The sequence below is a fragment of the Flavobacterium melibiosi genome, assembly GCF_048158545.1.
Classification (GTDB): Bacteria; Bacteroidota; Bacteroidia; order Flavobacteriales; family Flavobacteriaceae; genus Flavobacterium; species Flavobacterium melibiosi.
In genome coordinates, this window is record NZ_JBLNKU010000008.1 from 38,593 (window position 1) to 58,939 (window position 20,347).

Genomic DNA, 20,347 nt, shown 5'->3' on the forward strand with positions numbered 1-20,347 from the left:
TCATTAAACAAAAATACCACTTAATAAATAGAAAAAACGAAACAAGTCAGTTTAATTTTAAAGTTAATTATACAAAAAAAGAGGAATTAACTCCTCTAAAAATTTTCAAAATTTATATTTCTTCAGAAACTAGTACTTTTTTATTTTCTAAATAATTGCAAAACAACAGATTTGATGCGACTACAATCTTTAGTAGTCAGATTAGAACCGGAAGGCAAACAAAGCCCCGTATTAAAAAGGGTTTGGGCAATAGCAGAGCCATAATAAGTGTAGTTGCAAAAAACCGGTTGCAAGTGCATCGGTTTCCACAAAGGCCTGGATTCAATATTTTCTTCTTCCAATGCCAATCTTAAAGTTTCTCTCGTGATTCCATTGGTTACTAACGGGTTTATTAGAATAGTAGTCAACCAATAATTTGTAAAATAATTCGCATTGGGTACTTCAAAAACAGTAACACCTTCGATGTCCCTGAATAACTCCAAATAAAATTCATGCATCCTTCTTCTCGAACTAATATGGGAATCCAATACTTCCATTTGTCCACGACCAATACCCGCACTGATATTACTCATTCTATAATTATATCCTATTTCACTATGCTGATAATGTGGCGCAACATCTCTGGCTTGTGTTGCCAAAAAAATTGCGCGTTCTTTTAGTGCTGCGGAAGGAGTTATAATCGCCCCACCTCCAGAGGTAGTTATGATTTTACTGCCATTAAAAGAAAAAACACCAATGTCACCAAAAGTACCACATTTTTGTCCTTTGTAGGCACTTCCCAAAGCTTCGGCACTGTCCTCAAGAATGGGGATGGAATATTTATCAGCCACCGTCCTTATTTCATCTATTCTATACGGAATTCCATATAAATGAACCGCTAGTATTGCTTTGGGCTTCTTTTCTTTTGCAATTAGGTCAACTATAGCTTCTTCGAGTACAATCGGACATAAATTCCATGTTTCGGATTCACTGTCAATAAACACAGGAGTTGCTCCCAAATATAAAATAGGATTGGCTGAAGCTGAAAAAGTCATACTCTGACAAATTACGGTGTCTCCTGCCTGAACTCCTAAAAGGATTAATCCCAAATGAATGGCTGCCGTACCAGAGTTTAAAACAGCAACATGATGCGAACCTAAATACGTTTCTAAATCGCGTTCAAAACAATCTATGTTTAATCCTACCGGAGCAATCCAATTCGAATCAAATGCTTCTTGTACGTATTTCATTTCACTGCCTCCCATGTGAGGAGCCGAAAGCCAAATTTTGTTTTTATGCATCCGCTAAAAAATTAAAGAAACACAGAAAATGTATGAAGCTAAATTAAGAAAAATTTCACTGTAATATTCCCGTAGCATTATAGTATTACTGCATTATTTCTTTCCAAAAAAAGTAACCCAAACGGTCTTCAAAATAATTACGATATCTCCCCAAAAACTTTGATTATAATAATAGTCTAAATTCAGTTGTACTTTATCCGGAAAAATAACACTGTCATTGTAAATAGCCGGTGACACATGCCTTTCTAACAGATATTCCTCTTTCCTGTATTTTAAAGACGCTAGACTGGTCAATCCAGGTTTTAATTCCAATATTTTTCGACTTTCCCCTTCTAATAAATCGTAATAACCCGGTAAATCTGGTCTTGGACCTACTATGCTCATCTCTCCTTTTAAAATAATAAAGAGTTGAGGCAACTCATCTAATTTATAATCACGAAGCACTTTGCCTATTTTGGAAATACGGGTTTCTTCCGAAGACGATGAAATTTGAATGGTACGGAGTTTATATATCTTAAATTTCTTACCAAATTGACCAATACGCTCTTGGATGAAGATTCCATTCGTACGCGTATCCATAACTGCCAGCAGCCAGGAAATCAATACAACCCAAAAAAATAAGAGAAGTGTGAAGAGGGAGAAAATAATATCAAAAAAACGCTTTGTCATACTTTTGAAGTATTTCATTCTTGATAAAAATACAAGTAAAAAACGGATTAAGAATTCCCGAGAACCATTTTACGAGTAACAAATTTTCGAACAAGTAAATAAACAAAAGTCAGTAGCAGTAAAAATCCACCCATAAAAAATAGGGTTAAATACCCATTGGTATCCATATAAATAACCAATCCGTTTATTCCTAATTGAAACCCTGCATAAATAAAGGCAACTAAAATATGGGAATAGTCCATTTCATTGGCCAGATATTGATATAAATGGGAACGGTGCGCCTGAAATATATTTTCTTTTTTAAGTAATCGATTGATGATGGTGATGATGGCATCTATTCCATAAACAGAAAAGAAAAGAAGATACCCCAGTTGTCCTGAGTCCATAATGGTTTTCACCATAAAATACCCTAAAAAAAGTGCCATACTGATACTGCCGACATCACCCGCAAAAGTTTTTGCTCTTTTACGGACATTAAATATCCCAAAAGCAAAACAAGACAATCCCATAGTAATTAGTAACGGTAAACTGGCTTCGTTGATCGATAAAAAAGAAAAACTGACGATAGCCGTTAAGGCGTATAAAACGGTGATCCCGTTAATACCATCCATGAAATTAAAAGCGTTTACCCAGCCTATCAGTAATACAAATACAATCGGAAGCAACCACAAAGGCTCTTTAAACAAACTTAACTCATAAAAGACTAAGCCAACGGCAATGACATGTGATACAAATCGGGGCAACTGGGATAATGGCTTGATATCGTCTACAAAACTAACCACGGCAACCAATACCACAGCAAATGTAACAGGCCAGGTAACGTATCCCAATAAAAAAGCAATACTAATCGCTATTGGAAAAATAATCCCGCCGCCTCGTAAAGTAATAGAAGTGTGGGATGACCTGCTATTGGGCTTATCGATGATATTGTATCTATCCGCTATTTTAAAATAAATAAGTTCAATACCAACCAATAAAACAAATAATGCAATGTTGATCATATTTTGAGTTGTTTGTTTTTAGTTTCTGTTTTTTTTTGACTGGTTCAGCGTATCGAGAAGCGGGTTAATAATTGCTACTGTTGTTCGATTGGCAGATTCGTCCCCCCTCTTAAGAGAATCTGTCTCGTTTTTAATACGGGAACTCGTTTTTGAAAACATAAAATTACGAGATCATATTCCCCTCTTGAGAGGGGCTAGGGGTGTGTAAAGCTGTTAACCGAAAACTGACGATTACAACTTATGCTTCAGTAACCCTAAAAGATACTCTCCATAACCCGATTTTTTCAAAGGGGCTGCCAATTCCTGAAGTTGCTGCTCTGTAATGAAACCCTGTCTCCAGGCAATTTCCTCGATGCAACCTACTTTCAGTCCTTGACGCTCTTCAATAACCTGAACAAATTGTCCTGCCTGCATCAAGCTATTAAAAGTTCCGGTGTCCAACCAAGCCGTTCCTCTGCTTAAAATACCCACTTTCAAAGCTCCTTTTTCCAGGTACACTTTGTTCACATCGGTGATTTCATATTCTCCACGAGCACTTGGCTTAATATTTTTTGCAATTTCGACTACGGAATTATCATAAAAATACAAACCGGGTACGGCATAATTTGATTTGGGCTCCAATGGTTTTTCCTCAATAGAAAGTGCTTTAAAATTAGCATCAAACTCAACTACACCATAGCGCTCGGGATCCGAAACGTGGTAGGCAAAAACAACCCCTCCTTCCGGATTGGTATTGGATTGCAGCAACTCATCCATATTGGAACCAAAGAAAATATTATCCCCTAAAACCAACGCTACGCTGTCTTTTCCTATGAACTCTTCACCAATTACAAAAGCTTGTGCCAAACCATTAGGAATAGCCTGTTCTGCATAACTGAATTGACAGCCAATTGATGATCCGTCTCCTAATAATTTCTTAAAATTAGGCAAGTCATGTGGTGTTGAAATAATTAATATTTCATGAATCCCTGCCATCATTAAAGTGGACAAGGGATAATAAATCATGGGTTTGTCATACACCGGCATCATTTGTTTGCTCATGGCAAGCGTTAAAGGATGCAAACGGGTTCCAGAACCTCCTGCTAATATAATTCCTTTCATAATTGTACTAATTTTACGAATTAATTCGAATTTTTCAAATTAATCATTCTTTTATAAGTTAATGAGGGTGTGCCGAAATTAATCAACATACCCAATTCCAGATTTGTACATTTTAAATAATTGGTCAACTGCGTATAAAATGTGACAGGTATTTGTGACACAGCTTTTATTTCGATAATGATAGTATCATAACAAACAAAGTCTGCTCTATATTGTTTTTTCATAAGCTGTTTATCGTAATATAACGACAACTTTACTTGTCTTTTAAACGGGATTTTCTGAATGTGAAATTCTTTTTCTAATGCTTCTTCGTAGACCGCCTCTAAGAACCCTGCTCCTAATGTCCGATGCACTTTCATACAAGCGCCAATTATAGCAAAGCTTTCTTCTTTATAAAGTATTTTATTGGTAGCATCCATTCATGAAATTCGAATTAATTCGAGTTAATTTGCGTATTGCTTCTCATAATACGTAGCATATTCCCCGGAAGTAATATTATTCAACCAGGTTTGATTTTCTAAGTACCAATTTACGGTTCGTTCCAACCCTTGCTCAAAAGTAACCGATGGCTTCCATCCCAACTCTTTATTTATCTTAGAGGCGTCAATAGCATAGCGCAAATCATGTCCCGGACGGTCCTTCACATAAGCAATCAATTGCTCTGATGTTCCCGCCGCTCTTCCTAATTTCTCATCCATTATTTTGCAAAGCAATTTAACTAAATCTATGTTTTGCCATTCATTAAAGCCACCAATATTATACGTATCGTGGTTGACCCCTTCATGAAAAACCAAATCAATCGCTACCGCATGATCTTCTACAAACAGCCAGTCACGGGTGTATTTTCCATCACCATAAACAGGTAAAGGCTTATTTTGAATAATGTTATTAATGAACAATGGGATCAATTTTTCAGGAAAATGAAAAGGGCCATAATTATTGGAACAATTGGTCAATACATAAGGCAAACCATAGGTTTCTCCATAGGCACGAACAAAATGATCCGAACTGGCTTTTGAGGCAGAGTAAGGAGAATTAGGATCATAGGCTGTGGTCTCTGTAAACAATCCTTCGGCACCTAAACTACCATAAACCTCATCGGTACTGATATGGTAAAAACGTTTGCCTTCATAATTGCCCTGCCAGGTCGCCTTAGCCGCATTCAATAAATTCATGGTTCCTATCACGTTTGTTTTCACAAAAGATAATGGATCTGTTATCGAACGGTCCACATGTGATTCGGCCGCTAAATGCAAAACACCCTCAAATTCATGCTCCGCAAATAACTGATCAATAAATGGAGCATCAACGATATCTCCTTTTATAAAAGTATAATTAGGCTCATTTTCAATATCAATGATATTTTCTAGATTCCCTGCATAAGTGAGTGCATCTAAATTAAAAATTTGATACTGCGGATACTTCTTCACGAAACGTCTTACTACGTGAGAACCAATAAAGCCAGCCCCACCGGTAATTAATATTTTTTTCATTTTTTTAGATTTTTAGATTTTTAGATTCGATTTATTTTATTTATCAACAAAACTTCCCGAAATTCATTTTTTGTTTGCCCCAAAACCCTAAAGGGGCAAAAAATAAATTACAGAAGACGCTTATCTTATGTAAAATAGAAGTTCTGGATTTTCGGCTCCCTTTAGGGGCTGGGCAAACCGAAAATGATATCATTTAGACATTCTTTCAAACTTTCCTTATAATCTGGGACACGAACTCCATAGACTTTTTTAATTTTTGTTTTATCCAATAAAGAAAAGGCAGGACGCTTTGCAGGTGTAGGATAAGCCGATGATGGAATACCATTTACTTCACAAGTATAACCTCCAACTTCCTGGATAGCCAAAACAAATTCGTACCAGCTGATTTCGCCTTCATTCGAATAGTTGTATATACCCGGAATCCACTCTTTTGCTGTTACTATGGTCATTATGGCCTGCGCTAAATCGGCGGCATAGGTTGGGGATCCGATCTGATCGTTGACCACCCCAATGCTTTCGCGTTCCTGAAGCAAACGTTGCATGGTTTTAACAAAATTATTTCCAAACCTGCTATACACCCAGGAGGTCCTGATAACAATAGCATTAGAATCTGCTTTTAAACAAGCCAAATCACCGGCTCTTTTACTGGCGCCATAAACATTAACAGGTTGCGTCAGCGCTTCTTCGGTTAAGGCAACAGCTGATGTTCCGTCAAAAACATAATCGGTAGAAATATGAATGAGTTTTCCAGCGTGCTCTTTGGTATATTGAGCAATAATAGCCACCGCCAAATGATTGACAAGGTCTGCTGATTCCGGTTCGCTTTCTGCTTTATCAACGGCAGTGTAAGCCCCACAATTTAATATAAAATCGGGACGTATCGTTTCTAATTGGCTTTGCAACACCGACAAATTGTCTAGTGTAACCTGTGTTCGATCTGCAAAAACCCATTCAAATTGAGAATAGGTACTGGACAACACCTTTAATTCCGAACCCAATTGTCCGGTTGCCCCTGTTACTAAAATTTTTTTCATGCTATTCAAAGGTCCAGTCGATTTGGTCAAAAGTAGGCAATATCAAATCCTTTTCAGAAACAATAATTTCTTTAGGGTCTAACTGCCAATCAATGGCTAAAGTAGGATCATCGTAACGAACCCCTCTTTCACTCTCTTTGTGATACAATTGATCCACTTTATAAAGTACGGATGCGGTTTCACTCAAAACTGAAAAGCCATGGGCAAACCCGTGAGGAACCATCAATTGTTTTTTATTGTCTGCACTTAGAACAACACTAAAATGTTGTCCGTAAGTAGCTGAATTTTTACGTAAGTCTACTGCAACATCCAAAATCTCCCCTTCTAATACCCGCACCAATTTAGCTTGAGCAAAAGGATTGATCTGCAAATGCAGTCCACGGATTACGCCCCTTTTAGAGAACGATTGGTTGTCTTGTATAAACTGATATTCAATCCCATTTTCCAAAAATTTAGCCTGATTATACGCTTCGAAAAAATACCCACGGCTGTCTTCAAAAACGGTAGGTGTTATAATTACTAAATCTGCTATAGCTGTCTTTTCAATGGTCATTGTGTCTTTTATTTTTTTAATACTAACTCTATTTGTGCCTGTTCTGTATTTCGCACGCTACAAAAAACAGGATTATTATTTAGTCTGGCAAACAATACTGTTTTATTTTTTAAACGAATCAAATGTTTTTAGCAAACCTTCTTTTGATCCTATGGGCAACGGCTTCCCTATCGCCGCTACTAATTTTTGATTACTGACTACATAATTCTCGGTCAGTTTTTGTAACCGTTCCGAATTGAGAGGTAAGGGCAAATGGTCTCCTAATTTTGCGCACGCCTGAATCCAGGAAGACGGGATATTAAAAATCCTGTTTTTCTTGCCTAAACTGCTGCCCAACAATTGGATCAGCTCATTTGTCGCTAATGGTTTATCATCGGAAACCTGATACGCCCCAGAGGGTATCCCGCTATTTTCTACCAGTTCTTTTATTACAAAACAAAGATTTTCGACACTCAGGAACGAACGCTCATTTTTGAAATCCCCCAACGGCCATGGCAGTCCTTTGGAAACCAACTGATACAATACATTCAAATTTCCTTTATTCCCGGGTCCATGTATCATGCAGGGTCTTAAGATATAAACTCTTTTTCCTAAGGGCAATTCCTGAGACAAAATATATTGTTCTGCCCGCTGTTTGGCTATGCCGTAATGGGTTTTGGGATCAGGAACAGCATCTTCCGTTAATACGCCATGCGCAGTATCGGCAACAGCTTTCACCGTACTCATAAAGATAAAAACGGCAGCTTCAGATCGTAAGAAAGCGTCAAACAGCTGTTTGGTCAATTCAAAATTAGCTTCGTAATAAGCTGTCGGACTGGATACTTTTTTTAAATCGTGTGCTTTGCCGGCCAAATGAATAATAGCATCCGCTTTCAAATCAAATTGTTGCTCCGCTACATAACGCACACTCATAGCATAGACATCATGTGCATCTTTCAAATACTCCTGAAGATTAGTCCCTACAAATCCAGAGGCTCCTGTAATAATTATTTTCATTTACTTAAATTGAGACAAAGCGTCTTTATTAATTTTCTTTCTATCAGAATCAAAAAACCACCCCCATTTGTTAAAATAAGTAATTGCCGAATTTACAAATATTTTAAAAAGCTTATTACTCTTATTAGCCCCAGAATCATATCCATGAAAGACAGAAACTAAGGGGAAATAAATTGTTTTATATTCTTGGTGCATTCTTCTGGATAAATCCCAATCTTCAAAATACATAAAATACGCATCATCATAGGGTCCCACTTTATTGATAGCTTCCAAATTTAACAACGTAAAACATCCAGAAAGGACCGGAGCATTATAAATTGCTTCACTAGACACTTGACGGAGTTCATATTTATTGATAAATTTTTGATAAGCCTTTGCCGGCTTTTTAATTTTACGGAATAAAATACTAAAAGGATTTGGCAATAACTTAGGTAAATTCTGAACAGTACCATCTAAATTTAATATTTGAGGCATCATCATTCCAATAGATGAATCATTTTTCATGTATTCAACCATCGGAGATATAACATCTTTATCAAAATAGATATCCGGATTAACTATAAAATGATATTTAGAACCAAATGCTACAGCTTTCTGAATAGCAATATTGTGTGCTGCTCCAAATCCTGGATTAGATGGATTGTGGAAATATTCAATTCTGGCATCTGTTACCAATGCTTTTAATTCATCTGTTGGAGAATTGTCAACTAGATACAATTTTATATTCAAATAGCTGTTCAGTAAAGAATTTATCGCTTCACTTAACATATTTATGTCATTTTTGTATAAAACTATACATGATGTTATTTTAATTAGCAAAATAGTTTGTGTATGTTATTAATTTATAAATTATTCAGACTCCTAAATATTAGAAACTTGGCCTGTTAAAAACAGTTTTGATATAATAGCATATAGTTCTCTGCCATTTTATCATTACTATATTTTTCATTAATTGTATCGTATAAATATTGGGAAAACAAAAACCTATTTTCATAGCAAATCTGAATTGATTTAGATAAAGAGTCTATATTATCCAGTTCAAAGAAAGAAACCTCCTTTTCACTAAATAACTCTCTAAAGATTGGTATATCAGAACAAACAACAGGTAACTTATTTAATCCGGCTTCTAACAATCCCAATGGAAACCCCTCCGAATAGGAAGACATGACATATATATCAAAATATTTCAAATAGGAAACTGCGTTATGTTTATAGCCCAAGAAAAAACACCTTTCACTCACGTGACATTCATCAGCCAATGCTTTTAAATTTAACAACTCTTGTCCATCGCCTACTATGACTAAAGCAAATTCTTTTAAAAAAACAAGACTTCTAATGATTTGATCAATTCCTTTTCGTTTTGTCAATAGACAATGACTTCCTATGATTTTATACTTTGATTTAGTTTCATACAAAAGTTTTAAATCAGCGTCTGAAGTAATGTCTGTATTTTCTGTTTTTACATTTCTACCGTTGTATATCGTTTTTAAATTAAGTTTTATCTTCTTGCTATAATAATCCTTCATTACATTAGTCAGGGTAACCACTACATCATGTTTCTTTAAAAATCTAAGCCATAATTTCTCAAAAACAAACGCAACAAAACTGCTATAATTCCCTTTCAAGTTATCATAAATATTCTGATGTAACGTAGACACAAATAACGTCTTGTTATGTGTTTTTTTTCTATGAAACCAAATGTAAAAATCAGGCCTAAGCATATGACTGTGTACAACGTCATATTTGTCAAAATCTATTTTATCAAAAAAGGATATTTTATATAGATTACAATCGATAGAAAGCTCTCTAATATCATCAAAATAATAGACATCTATTAAATCAACTTTATCCTTTATACTATCAATAATATCTTTTGCTACTACAATAGGACCTTGATTCACTAATCTAGGCAGAATGAATGCTATTTTCATTTTTTTTAATTTAAACTAAAAGAAACACTGTTAAAAAGAACACCCTTATCTGAAAATAGCATTATACAATAAAAAACTACAAGAATCCAAGCTAAAACTTTATTAAAACGTACAACCGACAATAGTAAAACTGGTATTACAATTGGCTCTCCTATAGAAAAAAAAGTCCCCAATCGACTAGCTATAATCGCAAAATTATTAAAAGTTGCCAACCAAGTAGCAGATAAAATGCTAAGTGTGGTCATTGCATCATAATATGGAACTCTGTTTCTTAATTTAGCTGCAAATACAATTAATAAAACAGCTAAAACAATATTTTTTATTAAAACGGGATTCAATAAAGTCAAAGAAGTAAAATAGTTTGAATCTAGCATGTATGCAGAAATTATTGGAATATTTAAAATACTCGAAAAAATAAATGTTAATACGGTCGCTGACAAAAACAATCCTAACACTATACCCAATCCCAGAAGAAAAATCTGTCTCTTCACATTATTTACAACTAAACCATGTACAAAATAGGCAATAATTAATATCAAAGCTGCAATATGAAAACAGGAAGCAATCAGGATGATTTTAAAAAATTTCCAAAATTTTCTATTTTCTATATGAGGTATGCTGTACAAAGTAATTGAAGCAGCTAAACCACTCCGAATTATAATTAAATCTTTTAGCAAAAAAGTATGAGAAAAATAGATCAGTAAACTTATAATAATATAGGGAGAATACTTCAAATAGTACTTTATTGATATTCCTACAGATATCAACCCTATAAACAGAAAAGCAAACCTATATCCTAATCCTAAACTTTTAATCAATGAACAAATAAACAGATATCCCACTTCCCCATAAATACCACTAATGGAGGTAAATGTAAAATTCCATAACATAGGAACCTTATTAAACACATCAATATATCCCGAATCATCAGGATTTAGTAAATCGGGAACCCCAGTTTTCAAACCAGTCAGAAGGACCATCAGAAGGCCAATAATAAGAACAATAAAAAACTTAAAATACTTTGGAAACTGAACTATGTCAAAAAAACTAAATAGAATTAGAATACAAAGTATAACTGTAAGTACGAACATATTATTTTTATAATTTCAAATTTTAATGCATAAATTAAAAGGACTAATAATATATGTTCAATTAATATTGGATTGAATTTGCTTATTTAATTTCCATTACCATAAAACTTCATTTCTAAATTGGCACGACACAGCAACAAGCTTCTATCCATTTTAATTAAACCATCACCATTATTCCTTCTTACAGATAGAATGTACATTAGAGTACTATTTTTGCCATACATTAATATATTTTTGTGCTACTTTTTCTGCGGCGTGATATTTTTCAACAAAATTCCTAGAATCATAACCAAAATCTTTAATCTCATTCCTTTTTTCAAGAACAGCAATTAGTTCTTCATAGACTTGATTCACGTCAGGTTGAATATTTATAATCGGACAATCTTCTTTTCTAATTCCTAATTCCTCAAGTGCCTCTGGTTCTGACCCCGACATAACTACTTTCCCTTTAGCCAATCCATACAAAGCATTCATTCCGTATGAATATCCCTTACATTGATCCAAAATAACATTTGCACTATCTAAAACAGACAAATAATCATTTTGACTCATGTTACCCGCGATAGTAATTTTCACATCATTTGGATATTTATATTGTAATTTCTCCAATGCGCTTTGAATAATTGGAGTACCCTTAAAAAAAGGTCTATTCAAACCATGAAAAAAATGTACTTTGTTTCCAATACGATTTTCATTATAAACGATATTATCCGTTTCTATTGGTAAAGGAATGGTTGGTTCAATATTTGGATACTTTTTATAACCTATAGCATACTCTAACATAACAGGTATTATACCATCTACTTTTTCAACAAAAGTATTATGAATATTAACATAGGTCTTATTACAAAGAGGAATATGATCAACACCATCATTTTCAATTGATAAATAAGGGTGATAATTAAATTTTGATAAATTTTGATAAAAAACGGGGTCATCTCCACAAGCAGATAAATAATTCCTTTCACTAAAAGTAAATAATCGCTTAAAAAGAAATTTATTAACCAAACAAGGAGCTAGTGGATTAGAATTTATAAATTGGGTAACATCAAAACCTTTAAAATCATTAATTTTCAGGAAAGGCGTAATTAATCTATCAATTTTACCAAATAATTTTGTGGAAGAAGACCCAAGTGATATATCAGACGCTAATTTCTTAAATGAATCACCACTGGATGCAACTTTTACAGTATGTCCCAGTTTCTCTAATCCAACCTTTAAGTTATTATGCAAACCACTGTATTCTCCAAATAACAATATATTCATATATGTAATACTTACTGACTTTTATTAAAAAGTAATTTTTTAAAAACGAATAACATAAACAAAAAATAAAAGAAGTAGGTCATCGCAAAAGACATAACTGCACCTTCCAATTGAAACTTTTCAACAAATAGATACCCCAATCCTACGTAGCCAAAGCTAAACACTATTTCTGAAAATATATACATTTTAGTCATGGCTTTAGCTAGCATAAGATATGCTAAAATCCATGATGTCATTTTAAAAAAATCTCCAATCAATTGCCAATAAAACAATTGTCCCATTGCTATAAAATCAGATGTAAACAAAAGTTTAATTAAAATAAATCTAAAAAAGTAAATCCCTAAACAACTTAACAACAAGAAAGGAACTATCAATTTGAATCCTTTCATAATCTCACTACGTAGTCCACTGTCTGTTTTTATTGAGGATAATTTTGGTAAAAAATAAGTGGAAAGCGATGTGGTTATAATCATTAAGTATGCATCCGAAATCCGCATCATGCCCTGCCAATAGCCCGCTTGATCGATCCCAAATTTAGTTATTAAAATATTTCTAAATAAAATTTGTGAAACAGGTAAAGTCAAAGCTGAAACAATTGCCATCAAGCTATAATGACTTAACTTAGTTGCTTTTGATTTATCAAAAATTTTATTAAAATATTCCCATGAAAACCAAGGGCTTTTAATCAGTAATCCTGCTGTAATAAAAAAAACAATAGACTGGGCTAAAACCATTGCATACAAGGCTCCTTGAATTTCATAAAAATAAACCAATGCTACAGTAAAAACAAGCCCTATAATACTCCCAAGAGTATTGACAATCGTATAAGTACTTATTTGTTTTTTCCCATTTAGAATAGAAATTAACAATGTATTTAAAGCATAGAAAACAACAGTAAAGCCTAAAATTCTAATTGGCCCCTCATATATCTGCTGAGCAAAAATCCAACTGGACCAATAAGGAGCCAAAACAATTAATGAAATACCTGTTAATACAGAACAAAATAAAGTGATTTTAAGAGCCGTACTAAATAAAGTTTTTAATTCCGCTTCATCGTCTTCAAATTCAGCTGTATATTTTACTACCCCTGTATTAATAGCGCCATTAGAAAAAGTCAAGACAATAGAAATAAAATTAGCAAAAGCCCCAACGATAGCTACACCTGGTGCTCCTGCAAAAACAGCAACAACTTTATTGGCTATAAATCCAGATGAAATTCGAATTATTGTGATAATGGCAGAGAAGAAGGAAGTCCTAATTAAATTCAAAATAATTAATATTCATTTAAAAAGTTTATAACCAGTTCCAACTCTTCATCAGTCATAACTGGACTTATTGGCAAACTTATTACCTCATTGTGTATTTGTTCAGTAATAGGTAACGAAAAATCATTAAAATCAATATAACATTCCTGAAGATGAGGCGGGGTTGGATAATGAATTAAGGTTTGCACGCCGTTTTTTGATAAAAATTCTTGTAATTCATTACGATTATTGGTACGAATAACAAAAAGGTGCCAAACATGTTCAGCAACTTCACCCGCTTTAGGAAGTATTATTTTAGAATTCTTAATGTTCTCAAGATAATAAGCTGCAATTTTTTGGCGCTGTAAAGTTTCATCATCTAAATACCGTAATTTAACGTTTAAAAATGCCGCCTGCATTTCATCCATACGACTATTTAACCCTTGGTATTGGTTTACATATTTTTGAGATGAACCATAATTAGCCAAAGTACGAATCGTTTTTGCTAATTCAGGATCTTTTGTAGTAACGGCCCCAGAGTCTCCTAAAGCACCTAAGTTTTTACCTGGATAAAAACTAAAACCTGCTGCATCACCTAAATTACCTGTTCTAATACCTTTCCAACGTGCTCCAATTGCTTGCGCATTATCTTCAATTACTTTTAAACTATACTTTTTGGCCAATAGTTCTAATCCTTCATTCCAACAAACACTACCATACAGGTGAACCACCATAATGGCTTTGGTTTTTGAAGTAATCTTGCTTTCAATCAAATTTAAATCTAAATTGTAAGTATCAAAATCTGGCTCAACCAAAACTGGTTTTAATTTATTATCCGTAATGGCTAATATAGAAGCTATATAGGTATTGGCTGGGACAATAATTTCATCCCCTTCCTCCATTAATCCTAATTCTATATATGCTTTAAAAATAAGTCGTAATGCATCTAAACCATTTGCAACAGCTACTGCACTTCCTCCTTCTTGAAAAACCTCCAAATTGTTTTCAAATTGTTTTACTTGTTCACCCAATAAATACCACCCGCTATCAATCACATCAGCAGCAACTTGTTTCAATTCGGCTGCATATTGAGCATTTATCTTTTGTAAATCTAAAAATTTAACCATTATATATTTTAAATTATAGTTTATTAAATTTGTTTTTTAACAATCGCTGGATTACCCCCAGCAATTACATTTGCCGGAATATCATTAACCACTACAGATCCTGCAGCAATAATACTATTATCTCCAATAGTTACTCCTTTCAAAATTATAGATCCCCAACCAATCCATACATTATTCCCAATATTTACCTCCTTTTTATTAACGATATTATGGTCAATTTTCTTTCCCATAGATTCCTTATACCGCTCTTCAGGACTTATCGGATGAAAATCGGTATCCGTGATTAAAGTACAAGACGCTATTTGGCAATTGGAACCAATATTTACTTTTAAATAAGAAGTTATGGAAACACCATTTAGCATCGAATTGTCCCCAATATTTATATTGCCTTTTAACCCACAGACAAGGGTACATTTATACGTTAATGCAGTATTGGTCTTGCAATTATCAGAATTTAAGACTACTTTTTGCCCTAACTTAATCTTACTCTCTCCCGGTAATTTAAAAACAGGTAAATTACCCAAAATTCTTATTGGACCATTAGTTACTAATTTATTCTTATATTTTAATTTGAGATAAAATGATACTAATTTTTGCCTAATGGTAATTTCCCTTTCGTTTATTAAATTCTGTTCCATGTTAAAAATTTAGAAGCGTTACATTTGCAATAATTATATCAGGCGAATAGGTTAGAAGTTGCTCTTTAGATAAAAAACCAGACAAAACAGCACACGTACTGATTCCCAGTCTTTTACCAGTTTCAATATCTTTACCTGTATCACCAATAATCCAATCACTATTTGTTAATTCAAATCTATTCCTAATGAGATCCTCTTTTTCAGTCTTCTGAAGCGTCACCAAAACATCTTTAAAAATACCCGCTAAACCTACATCCTTAATTTGACGAAGCGCTATTGCTTCATGCTGCCTGGCAGTAACCACATATAACTCATGATTTTGTTTTAATAAATCTAAAAATGGTTTTATGCCATCGAAAAGTTTGTCATAGGACAACCACTCAGGAGTTTCAATTAATGACATCCATTCACTAGTAAATTTAGCAACCTCTTCCTCTGAGTACTCAAAATATTTAGTAAGCAACTCTCTATGAGAAACTTTATCTTGTTTTAATTTCCAGTAATTTTCAAAAGTGAATTTTGACTCAGGTACCAGAAATTGAAATAAATGGTACAATCTAGGTTTTGAATCTAATAGTGTCCCGTCTAAGTCAAAAAATATTTTCATTCCGATAAATTTTTCATGTAATTATATTCCTTTTTCAAACCTAAAACCAAATCAATTTCTTGATTGAGTAAATATTTTTTCATCTTTGAATTATCAAAAATAAAATCTCTTTGATTAGTATTTGGCGTTTCAACAAATTCAATATTCGTATTGGATTCTGCATTTTTTATTAATACTTGAGCCAAATTTTTAATACTGATTTGATTACCTCCAACAATATTTATCGGACCATCAAATAACTCTAATCCAATTGATTTTATAATGGCATTTATTACATCTTCAATATAAATAAACGAGCGAATATCCTCGCCTGATCCGAAAATCTGAATGGATTCATTATTCAATATTTTGTTTATCATAACAGGTATTGCCTTCTGGTATTTTTCTTCCCCTGGCCCATAGACGTGACCAATCCGTAATATTTGAGGCAAAATTTTATTTTGACTCGCCCAAGAAACGATCATCTTCTCACAATAAACTTTAGATTGCCCATACAATGAAATCGGAATAACTGGAGACTCTTCAGTTAAAACATCACATATACTATAAACATCTAAAGTACTTAGAAAAATAAATCTTTTTAAATTCGGAATATTTGCTTTTAAAAGCGTCTCTGTATTTGTGATATTGCTAGTACATTTATAACACTCATTGGCTTGATTTCCATTCTTTGGAGTAAAAGCACCTGCATGAATAATTGTATCTATTTTTCCATATCCTGATTTCATAAAAAAATCAGGATCAAAGACATAGTCATTATGCAATAAATAATTACATTTATCTGTTGGTTTAGACGTAAGTGCTACAACATTAGCCGCTCCAAATTTAGCGATAAGTTGATCCAATAAAACCGAACCAATAAACCCAGAAGTCCCTGTTACTAAAATCATTACAAATGAAGTATTTCTTGTTCTATTTCCTCAGGTTTAAAAATTTTAGGAAGTGTGTCCATTCCTCTTAACCACAATAGGCCATCTTGTAATGGATTAATTATTTTATCCAAATCGGGCTTTTCACCATAAATAGCTAAATCTTTAAAAATTTCCGGCATATTTAAACCCGCTTCAGTAAAGAACAATACTGTAGTAAAAAATCTTGAAATATTAATTTCTGTTGGGTTTGGAATCCCATCTTTATCATAAGCCATATCAACACCAAAAATACCATGGGGCTTATCCGAAACTGCTTTGACAGTATTGATAGCAACTTCATCAACTAATTTGTCAGAAAAAGTTTGTCCAACTTTTGTTACTCCTGTCACACCCGATACGGTTCTATTACCATGGGTCCAACCTTTACGTATTCTTGTTTGCGCAACTATTAATTCTCCCTCATACCAAATTGACAACCATGTAACTGTATCCGGTGTTAACATTTCAGCTGCTACAAAATCGCCCCAACCATTAAAACGATCAATCCAACCTTTAGCAAAAGTAAAATCATTAGTAGGCAAAGCTCCTTTCCCACCACCACCAATTGAAGAAGCACGCAACCATATTTTGCCATCTTCATCTCCTAGTTCAGCAAAAGCATTCCTTAAATCTTCTTCATTATTTATAAGTAAATTAGTAGGCACTTTAATACCTGCCTCTTTTAATTTTAAATAGGTTTTATATTTATGTACGCAGGTATCAATTACATCATGATCAGGCATAAATGTTTTGGTACCGGTTGCGTGAATTTCATCACGATACTGGGACGCATAAAATATCTCTAAATCGTTTTGAAAATGTACTAAATCAGGTTTTTCTTTTTTTAAAATTTTCAATAAAGAATCTAAATACTCTGGGGCATCAGCATAAGGTACAGCGTATTTTTTTTGAGCATTCGACAATACAAGATCAGTAGGTTCACTTCCCATACCGATTACCTGTTCTCCTTTTTTACTCATTAAAAGTGATTTAATGACCCCTTCTGATGGTGCTCCACCAGCACCTGCTATTAATATTTTTTTCATATTTTCTTAAATTCTATAAAATTTTGATATTCTCTTAAGTAATCATTCTCATCATATTCCTGCGAAGCCAGTACTAAACAAATAGAACCTGACGAAAAATTAATTTCGGAAGCCCAAATACCAGGAGGTATATGTAATCCCAAATCAGGTCTATTTAACAAAACCTGTCTTTTAGTCAAACCATCATCTAATAAAACCTCAAAACTACCACTAGTGGCAACTAAAAATTGATGACATTCTTTATGTGCATGAGCTCCTCTGGACTCTCCTCCAGGTATATCATACAAATAAAAAACCCGTTTGACAGAAAAAGGAATTTCTACATTATTATTTATTGACGTGATATGACCATTTCGATCTCCTATTTGTTTTAGATGTAAAAGATTACACTCAAAAACACTGTTTTTAATGTTCATTAGACAACTTTTTAAAATCCTCAAAATCCCTGATATAATCATCTTTTGAAAAAACCTCGCTAGATACATGCAAAGCCAAAGCATTTGTAGAAAAATTTTCTATATGCCTCCATGTTTTTGGTGGCAAATAGAGACCATAATAACTTCTGTTTAATGAAAACTTCTCAGTACTTCCATCCGCATTAGTAATTACAACATCAAAGCTTCCGCTTAAAGCAACTAGAATTTCTTGTTGCTTAAAATAAGCATGCCCACCTCTTATTTCTCCACCAGGAACATCATAAGTCCAAAAAACTCTTTGAATTTCAAAAGGAATCGGGTTGGGATACTGCAAGAAAGTTAAATTCCCTCTTGGATCTTGAATTTTAGGAAAATTAATAATTTTTGGTTTCATTTTTTTTATTTAATTCTATATTAGCCACTTCTCTTCTCAAAGCACTACTTGAAAAATCGATGAGCTCTGTTACTGAAATGCAACTATATTCTTTTTCTTCGCAATACAATCTATATTAAACTTTTGTCTTTGTACTCGTAATACGAACATCAATCTTTGGAGAATACAAAACATTTTCCGAATCATTCTGTTGCTTAAATGCAATTTCATTTAGCATTTACACGCTTTAAGCTTATATAGCATTTATTTAGATTTCACTGAATCTCTTTTCTCAGGAGAACCTAGCGCAGGATCGGTATCTAATCCTACAATCAGATAATCACAGCGTCGCTTGGCTTTTTTAGGTTTCTACTACTATGCTTGAACACACAATAAACAGTTGATAATCTATCGTATCTTAAACCGTTAATTGTTTAAATAATCGTCTAAGAATCAATATCAAAATAATTAAAAAACCACCTAAAAAACCACCTAAAACAATTCCTTTTGCTTTTCCAAATCTTTCTTTCGTCAAAGGTAAAATAGGCCTGTCAATTACTTGTATCAAAGGTGTTTCTTTGCGTAATGTAACTTTGGCTAATTCCGTTTGTTTGACTAGTTCAGTTAGAATAGCGGTGTTGGCTTGTACATCAACTTGCCTGCGTGCGGATGGTGCCCGTCGCACATTCATGGCAGGATTCAAACCAAATGTATTATCATTGGCTACCGCTACACCGGTAATGGCTCCGTTTAATTCTCTTCGAATAGAATCCGTTTGACGTTCCAGGATAGACATATTCATTCGAGCTTTCTTACTTTTACTAGTAACATAAAAATCAGAAACTTCTTTAACTAAAGCTTCGGTAAAATACTTAGAAAACAATTCATTAGAAGAAGAAACATCAATACTAATTATTGAGATTTTCTTGTCTTTTTGCCCGACAACCAATCCTTTCTTTGACAACTCTTCGTACATAACACCTAATATACTATCATGCACTCGCGTAAAATATTTACGTTTAGTATCCGGTAAAAACGCTATTGTTTTAAATTGTGGGTTCCCCATCCACTTTTCTCTCCAGCCTTGATCTTGCAGATACATTTCAGCAAGAGAAATAATTTTCCCATCCTGAACGACTGGACTCAACAAGGTTTGTTCCACCATTGCACGAGACTTAAACAACTCCGTCAAATTTGATCCTGTAAAAATACTGCCGCCGCCGCCGCCAAGATCGAACCCAAGTGAACTGGCCAGTCCAAGCGCACTACCTAATCCTCCTCCCCCTGATTTTTCATCTTCTAATGCAAAAGACAAAGTCGCGGTATATATAGGTTTCTTAATAAAAGAATAGCCCAAACCAATAGCGCCCCCTATGATTGCTGCCAACACTATTATTTTCCATTGAGAAAGTAAATAAGCATACCATACTTTTACTTTAATGATTAATTCTTTTAAAGAGATTTCGTCGCTAGGAATTTGTTTATTCATTTTTTCAAGATTTTACGCTTGTATCTATTTATTATTGAAATATTTTATTTAATAACGGTTAATCTATAATGGCCGTCCATA

General features: G+C 33.7%; 22 protein-coding genes. All 22 read right to left on the reverse strand.

Annotation, left to right across the window (positions count from 1 at the left end; all coding sequences use genetic code 11):
- Positions 1-140 precede the first annotated feature (140 nt).
- A complete protein-coding gene (locus ACM55F_RS10990; RefSeq protein ID WP_416853851.1) occupies positions 141-1,280 on the reverse strand; it encodes a DegT/DnrJ/EryC1/StrS family aminotransferase in 1,140 nt (379 codons plus the stop codon).
- A 93-nt stretch (positions 1,281-1,373) separates the two neighbouring features.
- Positions 1,374-1,949: a sugar transferase gene (locus ACM55F_RS10995; RefSeq protein ID WP_416853853.1), complete on the reverse strand. Its 576-nt coding sequence runs from the start codon at positions 1,947-1,949 to the stop codon at positions 1,374-1,376.
- A 47-nt stretch (positions 1,950-1,996) separates the two neighbouring features.
- Positions 1,997-2,950 carry an MraY family glycosyltransferase gene (locus ACM55F_RS11000; RefSeq protein WP_416853855.1) on the reverse strand — a complete coding sequence of 318 codons (954 nt, stop codon included), beginning with the start codon at positions 2,948-2,950 and terminating at the stop codon, positions 1,997-1,999.
- Between the two features lie 231 nt (positions 2,951-3,181).
- Positions 3,182-4,051, reverse strand: coding sequence for a glucose-1-phosphate thymidylyltransferase RfbA (gene rfbA / locus ACM55F_RS11005; protein ID WP_416853856.1), 870 nt, complete (start codon positions 4,049-4,051; stop codon positions 3,182-3,184).
- 20 nt (positions 4,052-4,071) lie between these two features.
- Entirely contained in the window at positions 4,072-4,470 is a 399-nt protein-coding gene (locus ACM55F_RS11010; protein ID WP_416853857.1) for a GxxExxY protein, read from the reverse strand.
- Positions 4,471-4,494: 24 nt separating this feature from the next.
- Positions 4,495-5,544: a dTDP-glucose 4,6-dehydratase gene (rfbB, locus tag ACM55F_RS11015; protein ID WP_416853858.1), complete on the reverse strand. Its 1,050-nt coding sequence runs from the start codon at positions 5,542-5,544 to the stop codon at positions 4,495-4,497.
- A gap of 161 nt (positions 5,545-5,705) precedes the next feature.
- On the reverse strand, positions 5,706-6,578 hold the full coding sequence (rfbD, locus tag ACM55F_RS11020; RefSeq protein ID WP_416853859.1) for a dTDP-4-dehydrorhamnose reductase: 873 nt from the start codon (positions 6,576-6,578) through the stop codon (positions 5,706-5,708).
- 1 nt (position 6,579) lies between these two features.
- Positions 6,580-7,131: a dTDP-4-dehydrorhamnose 3,5-epimerase gene (gene rfbC / locus ACM55F_RS11025; RefSeq protein WP_416853860.1), complete on the reverse strand. Its 552-nt coding sequence runs from the start codon at positions 7,129-7,131 to the stop codon at positions 6,580-6,582.
- A gap of 102 nt (positions 7,132-7,233) precedes the next feature.
- On the reverse strand, positions 7,234-8,127 hold the full coding sequence (locus ACM55F_RS11030) for an NAD-dependent epimerase/dehydratase family protein (RefSeq protein WP_416853862.1): 894 nt from the start codon (positions 8,125-8,127) through the stop codon (positions 7,234-7,236).
- Complete coding sequence (locus ACM55F_RS11035; RefSeq protein ID WP_416853863.1) at positions 8,128-8,946, reverse strand: glycosyltransferase; 819 nt, start codon at positions 8,944-8,946, stop codon at positions 8,128-8,130. It lies immediately after the preceding gene.
- Between the two features lie 65 nt (positions 8,947-9,011).
- A complete protein-coding gene (locus ACM55F_RS11040; RefSeq protein ID WP_416853864.1) occupies positions 9,012-10,058 on the reverse strand; it encodes a glycosyltransferase in 1,047 nt (348 codons plus the stop codon).
- Between the two features lie 5 nt (positions 10,059-10,063).
- Positions 10,064-11,149 (reverse strand): EpsG family protein, encoded by a 1,086-nt coding sequence (locus tag ACM55F_RS11045; protein ID WP_416853865.1) that lies wholly within the window; start codon positions 11,147-11,149, stop codon positions 10,064-10,066.
- A gap of 207 nt (positions 11,150-11,356) precedes the next feature.
- The gene (locus ACM55F_RS11050) at positions 11,357-12,415 is read right to left on the reverse strand and encodes a hypothetical protein (RefSeq protein ID WP_416853866.1); all 1,059 of its coding nucleotides are present in this window, start codon (positions 12,413-12,415) and stop codon (positions 11,357-11,359) included.
- Between the two features lie 11 nt (positions 12,416-12,426).
- Positions 12,427-13,683: an O-antigen translocase gene (locus ACM55F_RS11055; RefSeq protein ID WP_416853867.1), complete on the reverse strand. Its 1,257-nt coding sequence runs from the start codon at positions 13,681-13,683 to the stop codon at positions 12,427-12,429.
- 5 nt (positions 13,684-13,688) lie between these two features.
- Positions 13,689-14,786: a DegT/DnrJ/EryC1/StrS family aminotransferase gene (locus ACM55F_RS11060; protein ID WP_416853868.1), complete on the reverse strand. Its 1,098-nt coding sequence runs from the start codon at positions 14,784-14,786 to the stop codon at positions 13,689-13,691.
- Between the two features lie 23 nt (positions 14,787-14,809).
- Positions 14,810-15,424, reverse strand: coding sequence for a DapH/DapD/GlmU-related protein (locus tag ACM55F_RS11065; protein ID WP_416853869.1), 615 nt, complete (start codon positions 15,422-15,424; stop codon positions 14,810-14,812).
- A 1-nt stretch (position 15,425) separates the two neighbouring features.
- Positions 15,426-16,031 carry an HAD family hydrolase gene (locus tag ACM55F_RS11070; RefSeq protein WP_416853870.1) on the reverse strand — a complete coding sequence of 202 codons (606 nt, stop codon included), beginning with the start codon at positions 16,029-16,031 and terminating at the stop codon, positions 15,426-15,428.
- The gene (locus ACM55F_RS11075) at positions 16,028-16,921 is read right to left on the reverse strand and encodes an NAD-dependent epimerase/dehydratase family protein (RefSeq protein ID WP_416853871.1); all 894 of its coding nucleotides are present in this window, start codon (positions 16,919-16,921) and stop codon (positions 16,028-16,030) included. Before ACM55F_RS11075 ends, ACM55F_RS11070 begins: the two co-directional genes overlap by 4 nt.
- Positions 16,921-17,988 carry an ATP-grasp domain-containing protein gene (locus ACM55F_RS11080; RefSeq protein WP_416853872.1) on the reverse strand — a complete coding sequence of 356 codons (1,068 nt, stop codon included), beginning with the start codon at positions 17,986-17,988 and terminating at the stop codon, positions 16,921-16,923. The genes ACM55F_RS11075 and ACM55F_RS11080 overlap by 1 nt, the downstream gene beginning before the upstream one ends.
- The gene (locus ACM55F_RS11085; protein WP_416853873.1) at positions 17,985-18,404 is read right to left on the reverse strand and encodes a sugar 3,4-ketoisomerase; all 420 of its coding nucleotides are present in this window, start codon (positions 18,402-18,404) and stop codon (positions 17,985-17,987) included. The genes ACM55F_RS11080 and ACM55F_RS11085 overlap by 4 nt, the downstream gene beginning before the upstream one ends.
- On the reverse strand, positions 18,394-18,798 hold the full coding sequence (locus ACM55F_RS11090) for a sugar 3,4-ketoisomerase (protein WP_416853874.1): 405 nt from the start codon (positions 18,796-18,798) through the stop codon (positions 18,394-18,396). Before ACM55F_RS11090 ends, ACM55F_RS11085 begins: the two co-directional genes overlap by 11 nt.
- 397 nt (positions 18,799-19,195) lie before the next feature.
- Positions 19,196-20,266 carry a Wzz/FepE/Etk N-terminal domain-containing protein gene (locus ACM55F_RS11095; RefSeq protein ID WP_416853875.1) on the reverse strand — a complete coding sequence of 357 codons (1,071 nt, stop codon included), beginning with the start codon at positions 20,264-20,266 and terminating at the stop codon, positions 19,196-19,198.
- Between the last annotated feature and the right edge of the window lie 81 nt (positions 20,267-20,347).